General features: G+C 70.6%; 13 protein-coding genes. 6 read left to right on the top strand and 7 right to left on the bottom strand.

Features of this window, described 5'->3' with window-relative positions; genetic code table 11:
- Positions 1–137: 137 nt before the first annotated feature.
- A complete protein-coding gene (locus OG965_RS05240; RefSeq protein WP_371649594.1) occupies positions 138–908 on the top strand; it encodes an IclR family transcriptional regulator in 771 nt (256 codons plus the stop codon).
- The gene (locus OG965_RS05235) at positions 905–1,747 is read left to right on the top strand and encodes an SMP-30/gluconolactonase/LRE family protein (RefSeq protein ID WP_371649592.1); all 843 of its coding nucleotides are present in this window, start codon (positions 905–907) and stop codon (positions 1,745–1,747) included. The genes OG965_RS05240 and OG965_RS05235 overlap by 4 nt, the downstream gene beginning before the upstream one ends.
- Positions 1,748–1,776: 29 nt before the next feature.
- On the opposite strand, the gene OG965_RS05230 is transcribed toward OG965_RS05235, so the two are convergent.
- The 7 genes from OG965_RS05230 to OG965_RS05200 all read right to left on the bottom strand — a co-directional run bounded on the left by OG965_RS05230 (position 1,777) and on the right by OG965_RS05200 (position 10,301).
- A complete protein-coding gene (locus OG965_RS05230) occupies positions 1,777–2,925 on the bottom strand; it encodes an aldose epimerase family protein (RefSeq protein ID WP_371649590.1) in 1,149 nt (382 codons plus the stop codon).
- Between the two features lie 31 nt (positions 2,926–2,956).
- Positions 2,957–4,192: a multiple monosaccharide ABC transporter permease gene (mmsB, locus tag OG965_RS05225; protein ID WP_371649588.1), complete on the bottom strand. Its 1,236-nt coding sequence runs from the start codon at positions 4,190–4,192 to the stop codon at positions 2,957–2,959.
- Positions 4,193–4,197: 5 nt separating this feature from the next.
- The gene (gene mmsA / locus OG965_RS05220; protein ID WP_371656849.1) at positions 4,198–5,754 is read right to left on the bottom strand and encodes a multiple monosaccharide ABC transporter ATP-binding protein; all 1,557 of its coding nucleotides are present in this window, start codon (positions 5,752–5,754) and stop codon (positions 4,198–4,200) included.
- Between the two features lie 11 nt (positions 5,755–5,765).
- Positions 5,766–6,890, bottom strand: coding sequence for a multiple monosaccharide ABC transporter substrate-binding protein (chvE, locus tag OG965_RS05215; RefSeq protein ID WP_371649586.1), 1,125 nt, complete (start codon positions 6,888–6,890; stop codon positions 5,766–5,768).
- 5 nt (positions 6,891–6,895) lie between these two features.
- Positions 6,896–7,891: a hypothetical protein gene (locus tag OG965_RS05210; RefSeq protein ID WP_371649584.1), complete on the bottom strand. Its 996-nt coding sequence runs from the start codon at positions 7,889–7,891 to the stop codon at positions 6,896–6,898.
- Between the two features lie 155 nt (positions 7,892–8,046).
- Positions 8,047–9,099, bottom strand: coding sequence for a zinc-binding dehydrogenase (locus OG965_RS05205; protein ID WP_371656848.1), 1,053 nt, complete (start codon positions 9,097–9,099; stop codon positions 8,047–8,049).
- 35 nt (positions 9,100–9,134) lie between these two features.
- On the bottom strand, positions 9,135–10,301 hold the full coding sequence (locus tag OG965_RS05200) for a mandelate racemase/muconate lactonizing enzyme family protein (RefSeq protein ID WP_371649582.1): 1,167 nt from the start codon (positions 10,299–10,301) through the stop codon (positions 9,135–9,137).
- A gap of 279 nt (positions 10,302–10,580) precedes the next feature.
- On the opposite strand from OG965_RS05200, the gene OG965_RS05195 reads away from it, so the two are divergent.
- The 4 genes from OG965_RS05195 to OG965_RS05180 all read left to right on the top strand — a co-directional run bounded on the left by OG965_RS05195 (position 10,581) and on the right by OG965_RS05180 (position 16,783).
- Positions 10,581–13,175, top strand: a complete 2,595-nt coding sequence (locus OG965_RS05195) for an alpha-L-arabinofuranosidase C-terminal domain-containing protein (protein ID WP_371649580.1) — start codon at positions 10,581–10,583, stop codon at positions 13,173–13,175.
- A 96-nt stretch (positions 13,176–13,271) separates the two neighbouring features.
- Positions 13,272–14,189: a DUF4232 domain-containing protein gene (locus tag OG965_RS05190; protein WP_371649578.1), complete on the top strand. Its 918-nt coding sequence runs from the start codon at positions 13,272–13,274 to the stop codon at positions 14,187–14,189.
- A gap of 112 nt (positions 14,190–14,301) precedes the next feature.
- Positions 14,302–16,062, top strand: a complete 1,761-nt coding sequence (locus OG965_RS05185; RefSeq protein ID WP_371649576.1) for an NlpC/P60 family protein — start codon at positions 14,302–14,304, stop codon at positions 16,060–16,062.
- Positions 16,063–16,183: 121 nt separating this feature from the next.
- Entirely contained in the window at positions 16,184–16,783 is a 600-nt protein-coding gene (locus OG965_RS05180; RefSeq protein WP_371649574.1) for a TetR/AcrR family transcriptional regulator, read from the top strand.
- The last annotated feature ends 80 nt before the right edge of the window (positions 16,784–16,863 follow it).

Here is a 16,863-nt window from a genome sequence, read left to right as displayed (position 1 = left end):
GGCTCAAGAGGCCGCCCGGGCGCGCCGCGCACGCACACGCTCCCGCCCATTGCCCCCTGAACCACCCTGTCGCTAGCCTGTGTTCGTCATTCCGGTCGTTGACCGGAGTTTCGAACACAGAGGGTGGGTGGCGGGCCATGGGGCGACTCGTGCCGGCGGTGGCCAGGGCGCTGGACGTGCTGGAACTCTTCCTGGAGAGCGAGGCGCCGCTCTCCGCGCCGGACGTCATGCGCAGGCTCGGGCTGCCGCGTACGACGGTCCACGAGCTGGTCACCACGTTGGCCGCCCGCTCCTACCTGGTGGCGGCACCCGAGCAGCCGGGACGCTATCGGCTCGGCGTCCGCACCTATCAGCTCGGCAGCCGGTACGCCGAGCAGCTGGACCTCGCCGCCGAGGGGCAGCAGGTGGCCCGCGAGGTCGCCCAGACCTGCGACGAGACCGTCCATGTGGCGATCCTGGAAGACACCGACGTCATTTACATCGCCAAAGTGGACTCCACCCACGCGGTGCGCATGGTCTCGGCGGCCGGCCGCCGTCTCCCCGCCCACTGCACCTCCGTCGGCAAGATGCTGCTCGCCTCGCTTCCGGAGGCAGAGCTCGACGCCAGGATCGGCGGCGTCGAGCTCGTCGCCATGACCCCCGACAGCATCACCGATCCCACCGCCCTGCGCACCGCGCTCGCGGAGATCCGGGCCCGGGGGACCGCGTTCGAGCACCGGGAGTCCAACCCCGACGTCAGCTGCGTGGCCGCCCCGGTACGCGACAGCGCGGGCCGGGTCGTCGCCGCGCTCTCCATCTCCGTACCGATGATCAGGTGGAGCGAGGCGCGCGAGACGGAGCTCGCGGAGCTGGCGCTGAAGGGCGCGGGCGACCTCTCCCTGCGGCTCGGCCACCGGGGCGTGCGATGAATCCCGAGGTGGCGGTGCGGGCAGGTGCCGAGCTGGGCGAGGGGCCCACCTGGGATCCGGCGAGCGGACGGCTGATCTGGGTCGACATCCTGTCGTCGCGGATCCACACGTACGAGCCGGGCAGCGGACGCCGTACGGTCATGGCGACCGGGCAGCACGTCGGCGCCGCGAAGCCGCGCGCGGGCGGCGGCCTCGTCGTCAACCTGCGTGACGGCATCGGGCTCTACGGCCCCGACGGCGCCTTCTCGTGGCTGCTGCGGGACCCCGTGCCCGGGCGGCGTGGCAACGACGCGGCGGTCGCACCGGACGGCGCCCTGTGGGCGGGCACGATGCGCTACGACGAGGCGCCCGGCGGCGGCTCCCTCTTCCGGATCGCGGGCGACGGCGAGACCACCGCGCTGCCCGGCCCGGTGTCGGTCAGCAACGGCACCGCCTGGAGCCCGGACGGGCGGCTCATGTACTACGTCGACAGCCCGACCCGGCGCATCGATGTCTTCGATTTCGATGGCCAACTCGTCCACAACAGGCGGGCGTTCGCGCTGATCGAGGACGAGGGCGGTTTTCCCGACGGGCTCACCGTCGACGCCGACGGCTGTGTCTGGGTGGCGCTCTGGGACGGGGCCTCGGTGCGCCGTTACGACCCGGACGGCACGCTCGGGCTGGTCGTCGAGCTGCCGGTGCGCCGCCCCACCGCTTGCGCCTTCGGTGGCCAGGACCTCACCGACCTGTACGTCACCACGGCCCGGACCGGCCTGCGGCAGCCGCACCCGCTCTCCGGGTCGCTTTTGGTGCTCCCCGGTATGGGACGCGGAATGCCGGGTACCGCCTTCATCGGCTGAGGCGTAGGCGGCACCCGGATCCGAACGCCTCAGCGCGTCGAGAAGGCGTGCACGGTCGACGTCCGGTACGTCTCGCCCGGGCGCAGCACCGTGGACGGGAAGGCGGGGTGGTTGGGGGAGTCCGGGAAGTGCTGGGACTCCAGGCAGAGGGCGTCACCCTGGCGGTAGGTGCGGCCCGAGGTGCCGACCAGGGTGCCGTCCAGGAAGTTGCCGCTGTAGAACTGCATTCCCGGCTCGGTCGTGTGCATCTTCATCACCCGGCCGGAGTGCGGCTCGGCGAGCGTGAGCGCGTACTCGGGGTCCGGCGTACTGCCTTTGTCCAGGACCCAGTTGTGGTCGAACCCCTTGCCGTACAGGAGTTGTTGACGGCCCTGGCGGATGTCCCGGCCGATCGGCTTCGTACGCCGGAAGTCGAAGGGGGTTCCTGATACGCGGGCCAGTTCGCCGGTCGGTATGAGGCCCGCGTCGACCGGGGTGTAGCGGGCGGCGGCCAGTTCGAGGGTGTGGTCGTGGACCGGGCCGCTGCCCTCGCCCGCCAGGTTGAAGTAGGTGTGGCTGGTGAGGTTGACGACGGTCGCCCGGTCCGTGGTCGCCGCGTAGTCGATGCGCCACTCGCCGCGCGCCGTGAGGGTGTAGGTGACCTGGACCTTGAGTGTCCCGGGGTAGCCCATCTCGCCGTCCGGCGAGATCCGGGAGAGCACGAGCCCGGTGCCGGAGCCACGGGTGAAGGGCTCCACGTGCCACATCTGCTTGTCGAAGCCCTTGGTGCCGCCGTGCAGGCTGTTCGCGCTGTCGTTGAGCGGCAGTTGGTAGGTGTGGCCGTCGAGGGTGAACCTGCCTGCCGCGATGCGGTTGCCGTAGCGGCCGATGAGACCGCCGAAGTACGGGGACTTGGCGACGTAGTCGGCGAGGTTGTCGAAGCCGAGCGCGATGTTGGCCCGGCGGCCGTGCCGGTCGGGCACGTCGAGGCGGTGGATGATCCCGCCGTACGAGAGGACCTCCAGCCGGATGCCTCCGTTGGCGACGGTCCACAGGTGTACGGGGGTGCCGTCGTCCAGGGTGCCGAACAGTGTCCTGGTGGGGGTGCGGCCCGGGGCGGCCTGGGCCGTGCCCGGGCTCGTCGCTGCCACGCCCGCGGCGAGGCCCGCCGCCATCACCGTACGTCTGCTGGTGTTCATGTCCACTGCTCCTCCAGAAGGTGATGGTGTGTCATGAGCCGACCTTGCGTTTGTTCCAGACGTCGAAGCCCACCGCGGCCAGCAGGACGAAACCCTTGATGACCTGCTGGTAGTCGGTGCCGACGCCGACCAGCGACATACCGTTGTTGAGCACGCCGAGCACCAGGCCGCCGATGATCGCGCCAAGGACTGTTCCCACGCCGCCGCTCATCGAGGCGCCGCCGATGAAGGCGGCCGCGATGGCCTCCAGCTCGAAGTTGACGCCCGCGTTGGGGGTGCCCGCGTTGAGGCGCGCCGCGAAGACGACACCGGCCAGGGCGGCGAGGACCCCCATGTTCACGAAGACCAGGAAGGTGACCCGCTTGTCCTTGACGCCGGAGAGCTTCGCCGCCGCCTGGTTGCCGCCGAGCGCGTACACATGCCGCCCCACCACCGCGTTGCGCATCACGAAACCGAGCCCGATGAGCAGGGCGGCCAGCAGGAGCAGCACCACCGGCACACCCCGGTAACTGGCCAGGGTGAGGGTGAAGGCGAGGACGGCGGCGACCATCGCCACGCACTTGGTGAGGAACAGGCCACGGGGGAGCACATCGAGTTCGTACGCCTGCTCGCGCCGCCGCGAGCGCACCTCCTGGACCAGCACGACGGCGATCAGGGTCAGCCCCAACAGCACGGTGAGATTGTGGTAGTTGGTGTCGGGACCGACCTCCGGGAGGTATCCGGTGGAGATCTTCTGGAAGCCCTCGGGGAACGGGCCGAGCGAGCGGGATCCGAGCAGGATCTGGGTGCCGCCCCGGAAGAGCAGCATCCCGGCGAGCGTGACGATGAAGGACGGGATGCCGACGTACGCGATCCAGAACCCCTGCCAGGCGCCCGCGACCGCACCGATGACGAGTGCGACGGCCAGGGCGAGCACCCAGGGCACATGGTGTTCCACCATCATCACGGCGCACGCCGCCGAGACGAAGGCCGCCAGTGAGCCGACGGACAGATCGATGTGACCGGCGATGATGACGATCACCATGCCGATGGCGAGGACGAGGATGTAGCTGTTCTGGAGCACCAGGTTGGTGACGTTGTTCGGTTTGAGCAGGACGCCGTCGGTCCATATCTGGAACAGCACGACGATCAGTCCGAGCGCGACCAGCATCCCGTACTGGCGCATGTTGCGACGGGCCGCGTCCAGGAGCAGCGCCCCGGCCGGGGAGCGCGGTGGCTCGGGAGTCCTCGGGGTGCTCGGTGCGGCGTCGGTGGTGACCGGACCCATTTCGGCTACCTCTTGTTCGTGGTCATGTCGTTCGTGGTCATGAGGCGCATCAGTACTTCCTGGGTCGCGTCCGCCCGGGCGGCCTCGCCGGTGAGCCGGCCGGCCGCCATCGTGTAGATGCGGTCGCACATGCCGAGGAGTTCGGGCAGTTCGGAGGAGATGAAGACGACGGCCTTGCCCTGGGCCGCGAGCTGGTCGATGACGGTGTAGATCTCGTACTTGGCGCCCACGTCGATGCCGCGCGTGGGCTCGTCGAGGATCAGCACATCGGGACCCGCGAAGATCCACTTGCTGAGGACGACCTTCTGCTGGTTGCCGCCGGACAGGCGCCCGACCGGCTCGAAGACGGTCGGCGCCTTGATGCCCATGGAGGTGCGGTACGACTCGGCGACCCGCCGCTCCTCGTGCTCGTCGACGATCCCGCGCCGGGACACCTTGCCCAGGGCGCCCAGGGTGATGTTGCGGCTGATGGTGTCGATGAGGTTGAGGCCGTAGTGCTTGCGGTCCTCGGTGACGTACGCGATGCCGTGGCCCACCGCCTCGGGGACGGTCCTCGTACGGATTCGGTGGCCGTCCTTCCACACCGTGCCGCTGATGCCCCGGCCGTAGGAGCGGCCGAAGACGCTCATGGCCAGCTCGGTGCGGCCCGCCCCCATCAGGCCTGCGACGCCCACGATCTCGCCCCGCCGGACGTGCAGGCTGACGTCGTCGACCACCTTGCGCTGCTGGTCGATGGGGTGGTGGACGGTCCAGTCCCGCACCTCAAGGGCGGGGTGGGCGCCCGGATCGCCCGCGTAGGGGGTGCGTTCGGGGAAGCGGTGGTCGAGGTCGCGGCCGACCATGGCCCGGATGATGCGCTCCTCGGTGGTCTCCGGGGCCTTCACATCGAGGGTCTCGATGGTTCTGCCGTCTCTGAGGACGGTCACCGAGTCGGCGACCGCCGCGATCTCGTTGAGCTTGTGCGAGATGATGATCGAGGCGATGCCCTGGGCCTTCAGCTCCAGGATGAGGCCGAGGAGATGGGCGCTGTCCTCGTCGTTGAGCGCGGCGGTCGGCTCGTCCAGGATGAGCAGCCGCACCTCCTTGGAGAGGGCCTTGGCGATCTCCACGAGCTGCTGCTTGCCGACCCCGATGTCCGCGACCCGGGTCTGCGGATGCTCGCGCAGGCCCACCCTCTTCATCAGGCGCGCAGCGTGCTTGAGCGTCTCGCCCCAGCTCACGATCCCGCGCCTGGCGTGCTCGTTGCCGAGGAAGATGTTCTCGGCGATGGAGAGGTAGGGGACGAGTGCCAGCTCCTGGTGGATGATGACGATGCCGCGCGCCTCGCTGGCCCTCATGTCCTTGAACGCGCAGGGCTCGCCCCGGAAGAGGATGTCGCCCTCGTAACTTCCGTGCGGGTGAACGCCGCTGAGGACCTTCATCAGGGTGGACTTGCCCGCACCGTTCTCGCCGCAGACGGCGTGCACCTCGCCGGGCGCGACGGTGAGGGACACGTCGGAGAGCGCCCGGACGCCGGGAAACGTCTTGACGATGGAGCGCATCTCCAGGACGGGCGCCCCCATGTCCGGTGCGCTCACTTCAGGTCACTCGCCTTGATGTAGCCCGAATCGACCAGCGTGGCCCGGTAGTTGGACTTGTCGACGCTGACCGGATTGAGGAGGAAGGCCGGCACGATCTTCTTCTCGTTGTCGTACGTCTTGGTGTCGTTGACCTGGGGCGTCTTTCCGGTGAGCACCGCGTCGGCCATCTGCACGGCCTGCTTGGCCAGCGCGCGGGTGTCCTTGTAGACGGTCTGGGCCTGGTCTCCCGCGATGATCGACTTCACGGACGCCACCTCGGCGTCCTGCCCGGTGACGACCGGGTACGGCTTGGCGGCGCTTCCGTAGCCGCCGGAGCGCAGGGCGGACAGGATGCCGATGGAGATCCCGTCGTACGGCGAGAGGACGGCGTCGACGCGCTCGGTGGAGTACGCCTTCGTGAGGAGGTCGTCCATGCGCTTCTGCGCGGTGGCGCCGTCCCAGCGAAGGGTGGTCACCTGGTTGAGTCGGCTCTGGCCGCTGCGCACGACGAGCTGCTTCTTGTCGATGTAGGGCTGGAGCGTCTTGAGGGCGCCCTGGAAGAAGTAGCGGGTGTTGTTGTCGTCGGGGGATCCGGCGAACAGTTCGATGTTGAAGGGGCCCTGCTCGCCGCTGCCCTGGGGGGTGTTCTTGAGGCCCAGCTTGTCGATGATGTACGTGGCCTGGAGCACCCCGACCTTCTCGTTGTCGAACGACGCGTAGTAGTCGACGTTCGGGGAGCCGAGGATGAGGCGGTCGTAGGAGATCACCTTGATGTGCTGGTCGGCGGCCTGCTTGAGGACGTCGCCGAGCGCCCGTCCGTCGATCGCCGCGACCACCAGGGCGTCCACCCCCTTGGTGATCATGTTCTCGACCTGGGCGACCTGCTGGTCGACGCTGTCCTCGCCGTACTGGAGGTCGGTCTTGTATCCGAGCGCCCGGAACTGCGCGGCCATGTTGTTCCCGTCGGCGATCCAGCGCTCCGACGACTTGGTCGGCATCGCTATGCCGATCGTGGCTCCCTTGCCGCCCTTGGGTGTCGCCTTGCCGCCGCCCTCGCTGTCCTGCCCGCAGGCGGCGAGGGCGAGGGAAAGGATTCCGGCGAGTGCGAGTGCGAGTGCGGCTGGTCGGGTGCGGCGCATGGTCATCAGTCCTTCGGGTTCACGGGGAAGCGGTTCAGGGGGCCGGGGCGGCGGGAGCCGAGCGGGGACATACCGCCGTCGGCGCCGAGGCGGGCGAGCAGATCGAGGACGAGCCGGCCCCGGCGCACCCGCTCGCGGGCGGTGTCCAGGGCGGTGTCGCGCAGGTGGGCGCCGTAGGGGTAGATGCCGGGCGCCCGGGAGAGGCCGAACTTGAGGTAGAGCGGGGCGGCGCGGCGGATCAGCTCGCCCGCCTCGTACATCCGCACATAGCCGCCGAGGTCGTCGGGCGCCTCGATGTAGAGGTCGAGCGGGACCCTCGACACCCGCCGGACCTCGGTGAAGTGAGCAGGTGTCAGATCGGAGGGGACGTTGACGGAGTCGGCGCCCAGCTGCTCGTACACGGCCACCGAGGCCGGGTTGACCGGGCCGATCAGCGCGGAGACCTTGAGTGTGGTGTCGGCGGGCAGCAGGCCCCGCTCGCGCATCCGGTGCAGGCTCCACAGCACGCCCTCGTCCGCGACGAGCAGACAGCGCACCCCCAACTCGGCCGCCCGCAGCGCGTCTTCGACGCATCCGGCGAGCGCGTCATGGCCGCGGGCGCGCAGTCCCGCGCCGCCCGAGTCGCTGCGCGCGGAGGCCCCGGTGTCCCAGGTGCCGCGCGGCCCGGTGAACAGGCAGAGCTCGATGTCGCGCTCGGCGCAGCCCTCCACCATCTCGGTGATCTCGGCATCGGAGAGCATCCACACACCGCTGCCCTGGCTGACGCGGTGGACGGGCACGTCGAGGCGGGACGACTCCTTCAGTACGACGGCGAGCGCCTCCGGACCCTCGACGGAGGGAATCTCGGTGCGCCAGGTGCCCCCGTCGGGGAACGTGTGCGGGGAGGAGTCGGCGGGGTTGCCGTGCGGGGCGGCCAGGCCCAGTGTCGCCAGGGCCGGTTCGCCGGGGCGGCGGGGGCCCTCGGGGCCCGGGGCGGGGGCGGTGGCTGGTGCGTCGGTCACAGGCGGGTTCCTTGTACGAGAGGGCGAGAGGGCGAGAGGTGAGGGTCGAGACGAGGTCGTTCGGCTCGTTCGATATATCGAACGAGGTTCGGGTCGTTGGGTGTGCGGAGATACGTGTGCGGAGGTACCGCGGCCGCTGGGCGCGAGGTCGCGCCTCAGGGGCGCAGCAGTACCTTTCCGGTCTTGGGGTCACCGCCTCCGACCAGCGCCAGAGCATCGGCGTACCGCTCCAGCGGGAATTCGTGCGTGATCAGCTCCGCCGGGTCGATGAGGCCCGTGCTGTAGGCCCGTACGGCCAACGACCAGGCGGCGGACGGGGCGCCGAAGACGCTCCGCACGGTGAGCTGGCTCACCGAGAGGTGCACCGGATCGATGCCCAGCGCGCCTTCGGCGAACATCCCGGTGAGGACGACCCGGCCCCCGCGCCGGGCGAGGAGGCAGGCGTCGGCGGCGGTGGTGCGGGCACCGGCCGTCTCCACGACGAGGTCGTAGCGCCCGCGCACCTCGGGGGAGAGGGTGGGCGTACGGGCCTCGGTCGCGCCCATGAGGCAGGCCAGCTCGGCCCGTTCGAGCCGAGGGTCGACGACGGCCAGCTCGCCGGGGGAGGAGGCGGCCAGGAACTGGACCGCGAGCAGCCCGAGCGTTCCCGCGCCGACCACCGCGACCCGTTCGCCCGCCTCCGGCGCGGCGGCCCGTACGGCGGCGGCGACCACGGCGGCGGGCTCCAGCAGGGCCGCGCCGCGCAGGTCCGCGTCGTCAGGCAGCGGGTGCAGCAGCCGGGCGGGCACCACCAGATGGTCGGCGAAGGCGCCGGGGTGGGTGAAGCCGGTCTCCGCGTACGCGGCGGAGCACAGGGAGGTGTCCCCGGCCCGGCACCGCTCGCAGGTCCCGCAGAAACGGAAACCCTCGGCCACCGCCTTGCGCCCCACCAGTGCGGGATCGACGCCGGGCCCGGCCGCAACCACGGTCCCGGACCACTCGTGGCCGGGTGTGACGGGGTAGCGCACATAGCCGGGGGCGCGGTGGCCGTCGTACACCTCGCGGTCGCTCAGGCAGATCCCGGCGGCGGCGACCTGGACGAGCACCTCGCCGGGGCCGGGCCGCGGGCGCTCCCCGGTGACCAGGCGGTGGGTGCCGGGCGCGTCGACGACGATCGCGCGGCTGGTCTCCCGGCCGCCGCCGGGATCCGCCGCCCCGCCGCTGCTCATGAGCCCGCCCACGGGGGCCTCGCTCGCGCGCCTGCTCATCCCGCCGCTCCCGAGGCCTTGGGGGCGCGCTTCTCCCAGCCCTCCGCCCACAGGTCGAACCGGGCCTGCTGCTGGGGGAACTCGGCGGCCGCGTCCACATCGAGCTCGACGCCGAGCCCCGGGGCCTGCGGCAGCTCGAAGTAGCCGTCGACCACCTGGGGGGCGCCCTTGACGACCTTCTTGATCTCCGCGTCCGCGAAGTCGTTGAAGTGCTCCAGGATCTTGAAGTTCGGGGTGCAGCCGGCCACTTGGAGGCTCGCGGCGGTGAGCACCGGGCCGCCCACGTTGTGCGGGGCGACGAGCACGTAGTGCGCCTCGGCGGTCGCGGCGAGCTTACGGGTCTCCAGGATGCCGCCGATGTGGCCCACATCGGGCTGGATGACGTCGGCGGCCTGCGACTCGAACAGCTCCCTGAACTCGATGCGGTCGTGGATGCGTTCGCCGGTCGCGATCGGGATGTCCACCTTGGCGGCGACCTTCTCCAGGGCCTTGAGGTTCTCCGGCGGCACCGGCTCCTCCAGCCAGGCGGGTTCGAACGGTGCGAGATCGCGGGCCAGGCGCACCGCCGTGGACGGTGAGAACCGCCCGTGCATCTCCAGCATCAGCTCCGCGTCGGGGCCGATCGCGTCCCGCACCGCCTCGATCAGCGACACGGCGTACCGGGTCTGCTGGTGGTCGAGCTCGAAGTGGCCGGTGCCGAACGGGTCGATCTTCAGCGCCCGGTAGCCGCGCTCGACGACCGCCCGGGCGGCCTTGTGGTAGGCCTCCGGGGTGCGTTCGGTGGTGTACCAGCCGTTGGCGTACGCCTTGACCCGGTCCGTCACCTTCCCGCCGAGCAACTGCCATACGGGGACGCCGAGCGCCTTGCCCTTGATGTCCCAGCACGCCATCTCGACGACCGCGATGCCGGACATCACGATCTCGCCGGCCCGCCCGTAGTCGCCGTACTTCATCCTGCGCACGAGGTCCTCGACCGCGAACGGGTCCGATCCGGCGATGTGGTTGGCCTCGGCCTCGCGCAGATAGCCGAGGAGCGCGTCGGTGCGGCCGAGCATCCGGGTCTCGCCGACTCCGGTGAGGCCCTCGTCGGTGTGGACCTGGACGTACGTGAGGTTGCGCCAGGGAGTCCCGACGACGTGTGTGCTGATTCCCGTGATTCGCAAGGCAGTTGCTCCCGAGGCTGCGGCCCATGGCGTTCGATATTTCGTCACACGTTCGAAATGTTGGCGTGACGGTAATGACGTGCGGTCGCGGGTGTCAATGGGTCGCGCGGGAACCGTTCCGGAGCCGGTGTCGATCATCGTGCTCCGCAACGGCCCGGTCCCGCCTCAGGTGTTGACGCGGGGGCGGGGAAAGCGGAATGCTCCCGGCGGCGCAGTAGCGACGAAATGCAGAACACTGTCCGAAATCTCGAACTCGCACCGAGAGTTGAGGAGTTCAGCATGACCTCACGCACCCCCACCGGACCGACGGAGCAACCCGGCTCCGGGCCCAGCCGCAGAGCGATCGTCACAGCGCTCGGCGCACTGCCGCTGGCCGGAGCGGTCGGCCCCGCGTTCGCGGCCTCCCCGGCGCGGGCGGCCGACGCGCTCCCCGCGCCCGTCGCGCACTGGGCCTTCGACGAGACGGCCGGAGCCACCGCCGCCGACAGCGCCGGCGGCCGCACGCTCACCCTCGACGCGGGTGCGCGCTGGGGAGCCGCGAAGTCGGGGGCCTCCAGCCTCGACGTCTCGGCGGGCGGCAACGCCACCGCTCGCGGCCCCGCCGTGGACACCACGAAGAGCTTCAGCGTCTCGGCCTGGGTCCGGCTCACGGCCACCACCGGGTACCAGACCTTCGTCTCCGTCGACGGCGCCCAGGTCAGCGGTTTCTTCCTGCAACTCCGGGACGACACCGGCGCGTTCGCCTTCGCGCGGCTGCCGTCCGACGCCACCTCGGCGAACGCCTCCGCCGCCGTCGCCGGTGCCTCCTTCGCCCCCGCGACCGGTATCTGGTACCACCTCCTCGGCGTCGACGATACGGCGGCCGGGGCCATCCGCCTCTACGTCAACGGCGTCCTGGAGGGCGAGGTCCCCTACGCCGGTGGCTGGCGCGCCACCGGTGCCACCGCCGTCGGACGCGGCCTCTTCGGAGGCGCCGAGGTCGATCAGGCGCACGCCCTCATCGACGACGTCCAGGTCTTCGACAGCGCCCTCACCGCCGAGCAGGCCGCGACCCTCGCGGGCGTGCCGGTGGACTCCACCCGGCCGCTGCTGACCGTCGACACCACCCGCCCCGGCCCCGTGGTCAGCCCGGAACTCGGTGGCATCTTCTTCGAGGACATCAACCACAGCGGCGAGGGCGGTCTCTACGCCGAACTCGTCAACAACCGCAGCTTTATGGCCGCGACCACACCGCTGCACTGGTTCACCGTAGGCCGAGCGACCTTCGCTTTGGACACCGGCCAGCCACTCAACCAAGCCCTCACTCAGTCACTGCGCGTCACCGTCACCGCCGCCGGAGACGGCGTCGCCAACGAAGGCTTCTGGGGCATTCCAGTCTGCCCCTCCACCACCTACCGCGCCTCCGTCTACGCCAAGTCGCCTTCCATCACCGGTAAGTTGACAGTCTCGATCGTCGGCACGGACGGTACGGTCCACGCCACCGCGACCACGGGAGCGCTCACCGACTCGTGGCGCAAGCAGGAGCTGACCCTGCGCACCGGACCCGGCGCCCCCACCACCCTCAACGCCCGCCTGGTCGTCACCGCCCCGGCCGCCGGCACGCTCTGGCTGAGCCAGGTCTCGCTCTTCCCACCGACGTACAAGGGCAGGCGCAACGGCCTGCGCGTGGACCTGATGGAGAAGCTCGCCGCCCTGCAGCCCAAGTTCCTGCGCTTCCCCGGCGGCAACTACCTCGAAGGCAACGTCATCGCCGACCGCTTCGACTGGAAGAAGACCATCGGCCCGGTCGAGCAGCGGCCCGGACACCGCAACTCCGCCTGGGGATACTGGTCCACCGACGGCCTCGGCCTGCCCGAATACCTCCAGATGACCGAGGACCTGGGCTGCACCCCGCTGCTGTGCGTGTACGCCGGATACTCCTTGCAGGGCGCGCACGTCACCGGTGACGCCCTGAAACCCTTCGTGCAGGACGCCCTCGACCAGATCGAGTACATCACCGGGCCCGCCACCTCCACCTGGGGCGCCAGACGCGCGGCCGACGGGCACCCGGCGCCCTTCCCCCTCAAGTATGTGGAGATAGGCAACGAGGACTGGTTCGACAAGTCCGGCTCGTACGAAGAGCGTTATGCCGCCTTCCACGACGCGATCAAGGCCCGCTACCCGGCCCTCAAACTGATCGCCACGACGCCGGTCGCCTCCCGCCCGTACGACCTGATCGACGAGCACTACTACCAGTCGCCGTCCGCCTTCCAGGCGGGCTCCCACAAATACGACGGCAGGGACCGCCGCAGCCCCAAGGTGTTCGTCGGGGAGTGGGCCGCACAGGAGGGCCGCCCCACCCCCGACCTCGACGCGGCGCTCGGCGACGCGTCCTGGCTGGCCGGGCTCATCCGCAACTCCGACCAGGTCCTGATGGAGTCGTACGCGCCGCTGTTCAGCCACGTCAACGACAACACCTGGGCCACCAACCTCATCGCGTACTCCGGCCTGACCAGCTACAACTCGCCCAGCTACTACGCACAGCAGATGCTGCGCACCCAACGGGGCACGGTGGTGCTGCCCACCGAGGTGCGCGCGCTGCCCGGCCTGAACGTCGTCACCACCCACGACCCGGGCAGCCATCGCATCTACCTCGCGGTGGTCAACACGGGCGGCACGGCCCGTAAGACGGCCGTCTCCCTGCAGGGGGTCGCCCGCACGGAGTCGACCGGCGCCGTCACGGTCCTGGCCGCAGCGGACAGGAAGGCCACCAACACACTCGCCGACCCGGAGGCGGTAATCCCGCACGGCCGGTCCGTCGGCGGCATCACACCCGCTTTCACGGCGACCTTCGCCCCGTACTCGGTGACGGTCCTGGAGGTGCGGACGGTCTGAACGGGGCGGGCGGCGACTGACGCTGTATCACGAGTGTGACAAAGCGTGTGGTCTTCCTCATTGCCCGGGCGATCCGCTCTTTGATGGGGTGGGCGCATGCGTCCCGCCGCCCTCCTCGCCGTCTGCGCCCTCACCGCCGGCACCGTCCTCGTCGCCGGATGCGGATCGGAGAACGCCGCCTCCGGCTCCCGCGCCGCGTCCGGTTCGCCGACGTGCACCTCTCGCCCGCCCACCGGCGACCCCGCCGAACTGAAGCGGGACGGCGTGACGATCCTCAGCCAGGGCTGCGGCCCGTCGCCAAGTGCGCCGACCGAGTTCGAGGTCACCAACACGGAGACCGAGCCGTTCACGTACACCATCTCCTTCGAGGTCCGGAACGGCTCCGGGGAGGTCATCTCCAACCCGCGCCGGACAGTGGCGTCCGTGGCACCGGGCCGGACCGTACGTAAGACCCTTGAGCTGGGAGATGTCCCCGCCGGCGGTGCGCGTGTGCGTATCGGCAAGGTGCGGGCGGTCCCGGCGGACGAGGCCTCCGAGTCCGCCGGGACGTGCCCGCCCTCGGGGATGCGCGTCACGACCGACCAGGGCGATGCCGCCATGGGGCTCCGCGTCGTAGGACTCCACCTGGCCAACTGCGGGACCGGCGTCGTCAAGGTCAACGGCTACCCCGGCCTCCAGCTCCTCGACGAGAAGCGGCGGCCGCTGACCGGCGTACGAATCCTCCACGGCACCGGCGCGATCTCCACGGCCGGAGGCCCGGACACCCCGCCCCGGCCCGTGACACTGCGGCCGGGAGAGGCGGCGTACGCCTCCCTGATGTGGCGCAACACCACCGAGTCCGGCACCCCAGTGAACGTCCCTTACGTGAGGGTGACGGCGAAGCCCGGCTCGCCGACCGCCATCGTGACCCCGGAACTCGACCTCGGAACCACGGCGAAGCTGGGCGTCGGCCCCTGGACGAAGGACAAGGCCTCCCGCCCGGCGACACCCGACGGTGGGCAACAAAGGCCCTGATTGCCCACCGGTGTCCGACTCGGGCACATACGCAAACCGGCGAGTCGCTCACATCGGACTCCTGTGGGGCCCGGTGTCACCTGCCACCCCCCGCTGCCTCATGATGGCCCGCATGTCCCACACCTCCAGGCGCAGCCTGCTCGCCGTCTTCGCGGCATCGGCTGCCACCGTTCCGCTCAGCGGTCTGGCCGCCGCCCCGGCGCGCGCCGCCGTTTCCGCCGGCTCTACCGGGTCCCTCGCGGCGCCCGCCGGTCTGGCCTCGCCGCGCTCCTCGGTCACACTGCCGCCGCTGAACGCGTCCTACTTCAGCCAGCTGACGCTGAACACGCCGCTCACCGCCGCCGCGCTGTCGGGAACCCCGGCCCGTACCGAGGTCACCTCCGGCGGCAAGCGCGTCGCGCTGCTGACGCACGGCGCCCGTACCGTCGTCCTGCCCGGCCCGCAGCGTACGTTCACGGAGAACAAGAAGGCCTTCGTGGACGACTTCGGGCGCACCCTGCCGGACGTGTCGCTGCCGGTGGCCGACCGCTCGTACTGGGGCACCTCCCCGGGCGGCGGCAGCTGGTCGACCCTCGGGCCCGCGGACACCGACTACTCGGTCGTGCCGGGCGCCGGTGTCATCGCCCTCACCACCGACTTCGCCAGCCGTCACGCCACCCTTCGCGACGGCGAGATCACGGACTTCGACGTGCGGTCCGTCGCGCGCTTCGACAAGGTGCCCACCGGCCAGGCGTGCTCCTACGCGCTGTCCTTCGGCTACCAGGACACCAGCAACAACTACCGGGCCCGGCTGTCCTTCCTGACGACCGGCGCGGTCGAACTGCGCGTCGAGAAGGAGGTCGCCGACAAGGTCGACCTGCTGCCGAACTCGACCGCCCTCACCCTCGCCACGGGCGTGGCCGCCGGCACCGACTGGACGATCCGGGTGCGCCGCGAGGGCACCCGCATCCAGGTCAAGGCCTGGCGTACGGCCTCCACGGAACCGGCCGCCTGGACCGTCGACGTCAGCGACGCCACCTTCGGCAAGGGCCGGGTCGGCCTGCGCGCCCTGGCCAACGACGGCTGCACCAACCTGCCGGTCAAGCTCGCCGTCAGCCGCTTCCAGGTCGACGAGTCCACCTGGGCCACGCCGCCGAGCGTCACCCACGGCGACTGGGTGCGGGTCCTGCCCGAGCCCTTCGACGGGAACTGGACGCCGGAGCTGGAGAAGACCATCCGCTCCTGGGCCGGCTCGACGGCGCCGGACGTCCTCGCGTACGCGGCGATGTTCCTGGCCGACGGCCCCGCCGTGGTCAGCGGTTCCGGTCCCGCCAAGGACAAGCAGGTCCTGGGCGAGGCGGGTTACGGCTACCTGGACCCGCAGGGCTACCGCTACGAGGGCGCCGACTTCCACGAGTACATGAACACCGTCTGGACCTTCCCCGACGGCACCTACACAGGCCCGTCCAGCAAGCAGGTCGGCAACCTCGACTGCTCCGGGTATACGCGCATGGTGTACGGCTACCACCTGGGCGTACCCATGGCCGCGGGCGAGGACACCTCCCGCACGCGCATCCCGCGCAAGTCCCGGCACATGGTCGACTACGCGCCCGGTGTGCGCATCGACCGGACCGACGGGACGAACCCGCCCGCCGCGACGCTGCTCCAGCCCGGTGACCTGGTGCTGTTCAACGCCGACTCCGGCGACGACAACCCGACCGTGACCGTGGACCACGTCGGCATCTACCTGGGCGCGGACGCGGACGGCAAGCGCCGCTTCCTCTCCAGCCGCAAGACGGGCAACGGCCCCACCATGGCGGACCTGGGCGGCGCCTCGCTGCTCGACGGCACGGGCACGTACGCCAAGAAGCTGCACACGGTCCACCGCATCTGACGGCGGTATCCGAGGGCGAGCCGGAGGCCGTCCGCCCGGGCGGTGCTGAGCACGGCCCGGGCGGACGGTTGGCGGCCACTGTTTTGGTCTGACCGTTCCAAAACGTGTTAGCGTTCTGTCCATGGGGCGACCACGGCAGTTCGACGAGCGGCAGGCGGTGGCCGCGGCCTGCCAGGCCTTCTGGGCGAAGGGCTACGAAGCCACCTCCACCCAGGACCTGTGCGAGGCCACCGGTCTCGGCCGGAGCAGCATCTACAACACCTTCACCTCGAAGGACCACCTCTTCCGGCGCGCGCTGGCCCACTACATCGACACCATGACGGGCCGTCAGGTCGCCCTCCTCGACGGGGAGGGGAGCAGCGGTCTGGAGCGGATCCGGGCGCTGTTCGCGATGCTCCTCGAAGGGGAGATGGAGAACCGCGAACTCGGACGGGCCGCCGGCTGCTTCACGGTCAACACCTTCACCGAGCCGGTCTCGGAGACCGACCCCGAGGTCGCCCGGCTCCTCGCCAAGGACCTGGAGCGGCGCCTGAGCTCCTTCCGTGCCGTGATCGAGGAAGGGCAGCGGGACGGCTCCATCAGCTCCTCGCGCGATGCCGCCGGGCTCGCCTGGTATCTCACCTCGGTGATCGCCGGAATGCGGATCGCCGCCCAGGCCGGCGCCGACCGCGCCGCACTGGAGCAGATCATGGCGGCCGGAGCCGACGCGCTCGGCCGCTGACTACCCGCTGTCCGTTCCTGTCGGGGCGCACTTCTCGTACCCGGTCGGCATTCACCATGCCCGAATTTTGGACTGATCAA

The sequence above is a fragment of the Streptomyces sp. NBC_00224 genome (assembly GCF_041435195.1).
In the GTDB taxonomy this organism is placed as follows: Bacteria; Actinomycetota; Actinomycetes; order Streptomycetales; family Streptomycetaceae; genus Streptomyces.
This window is presented reverse-complemented; position numbering and strand designations above follow the sequence as displayed.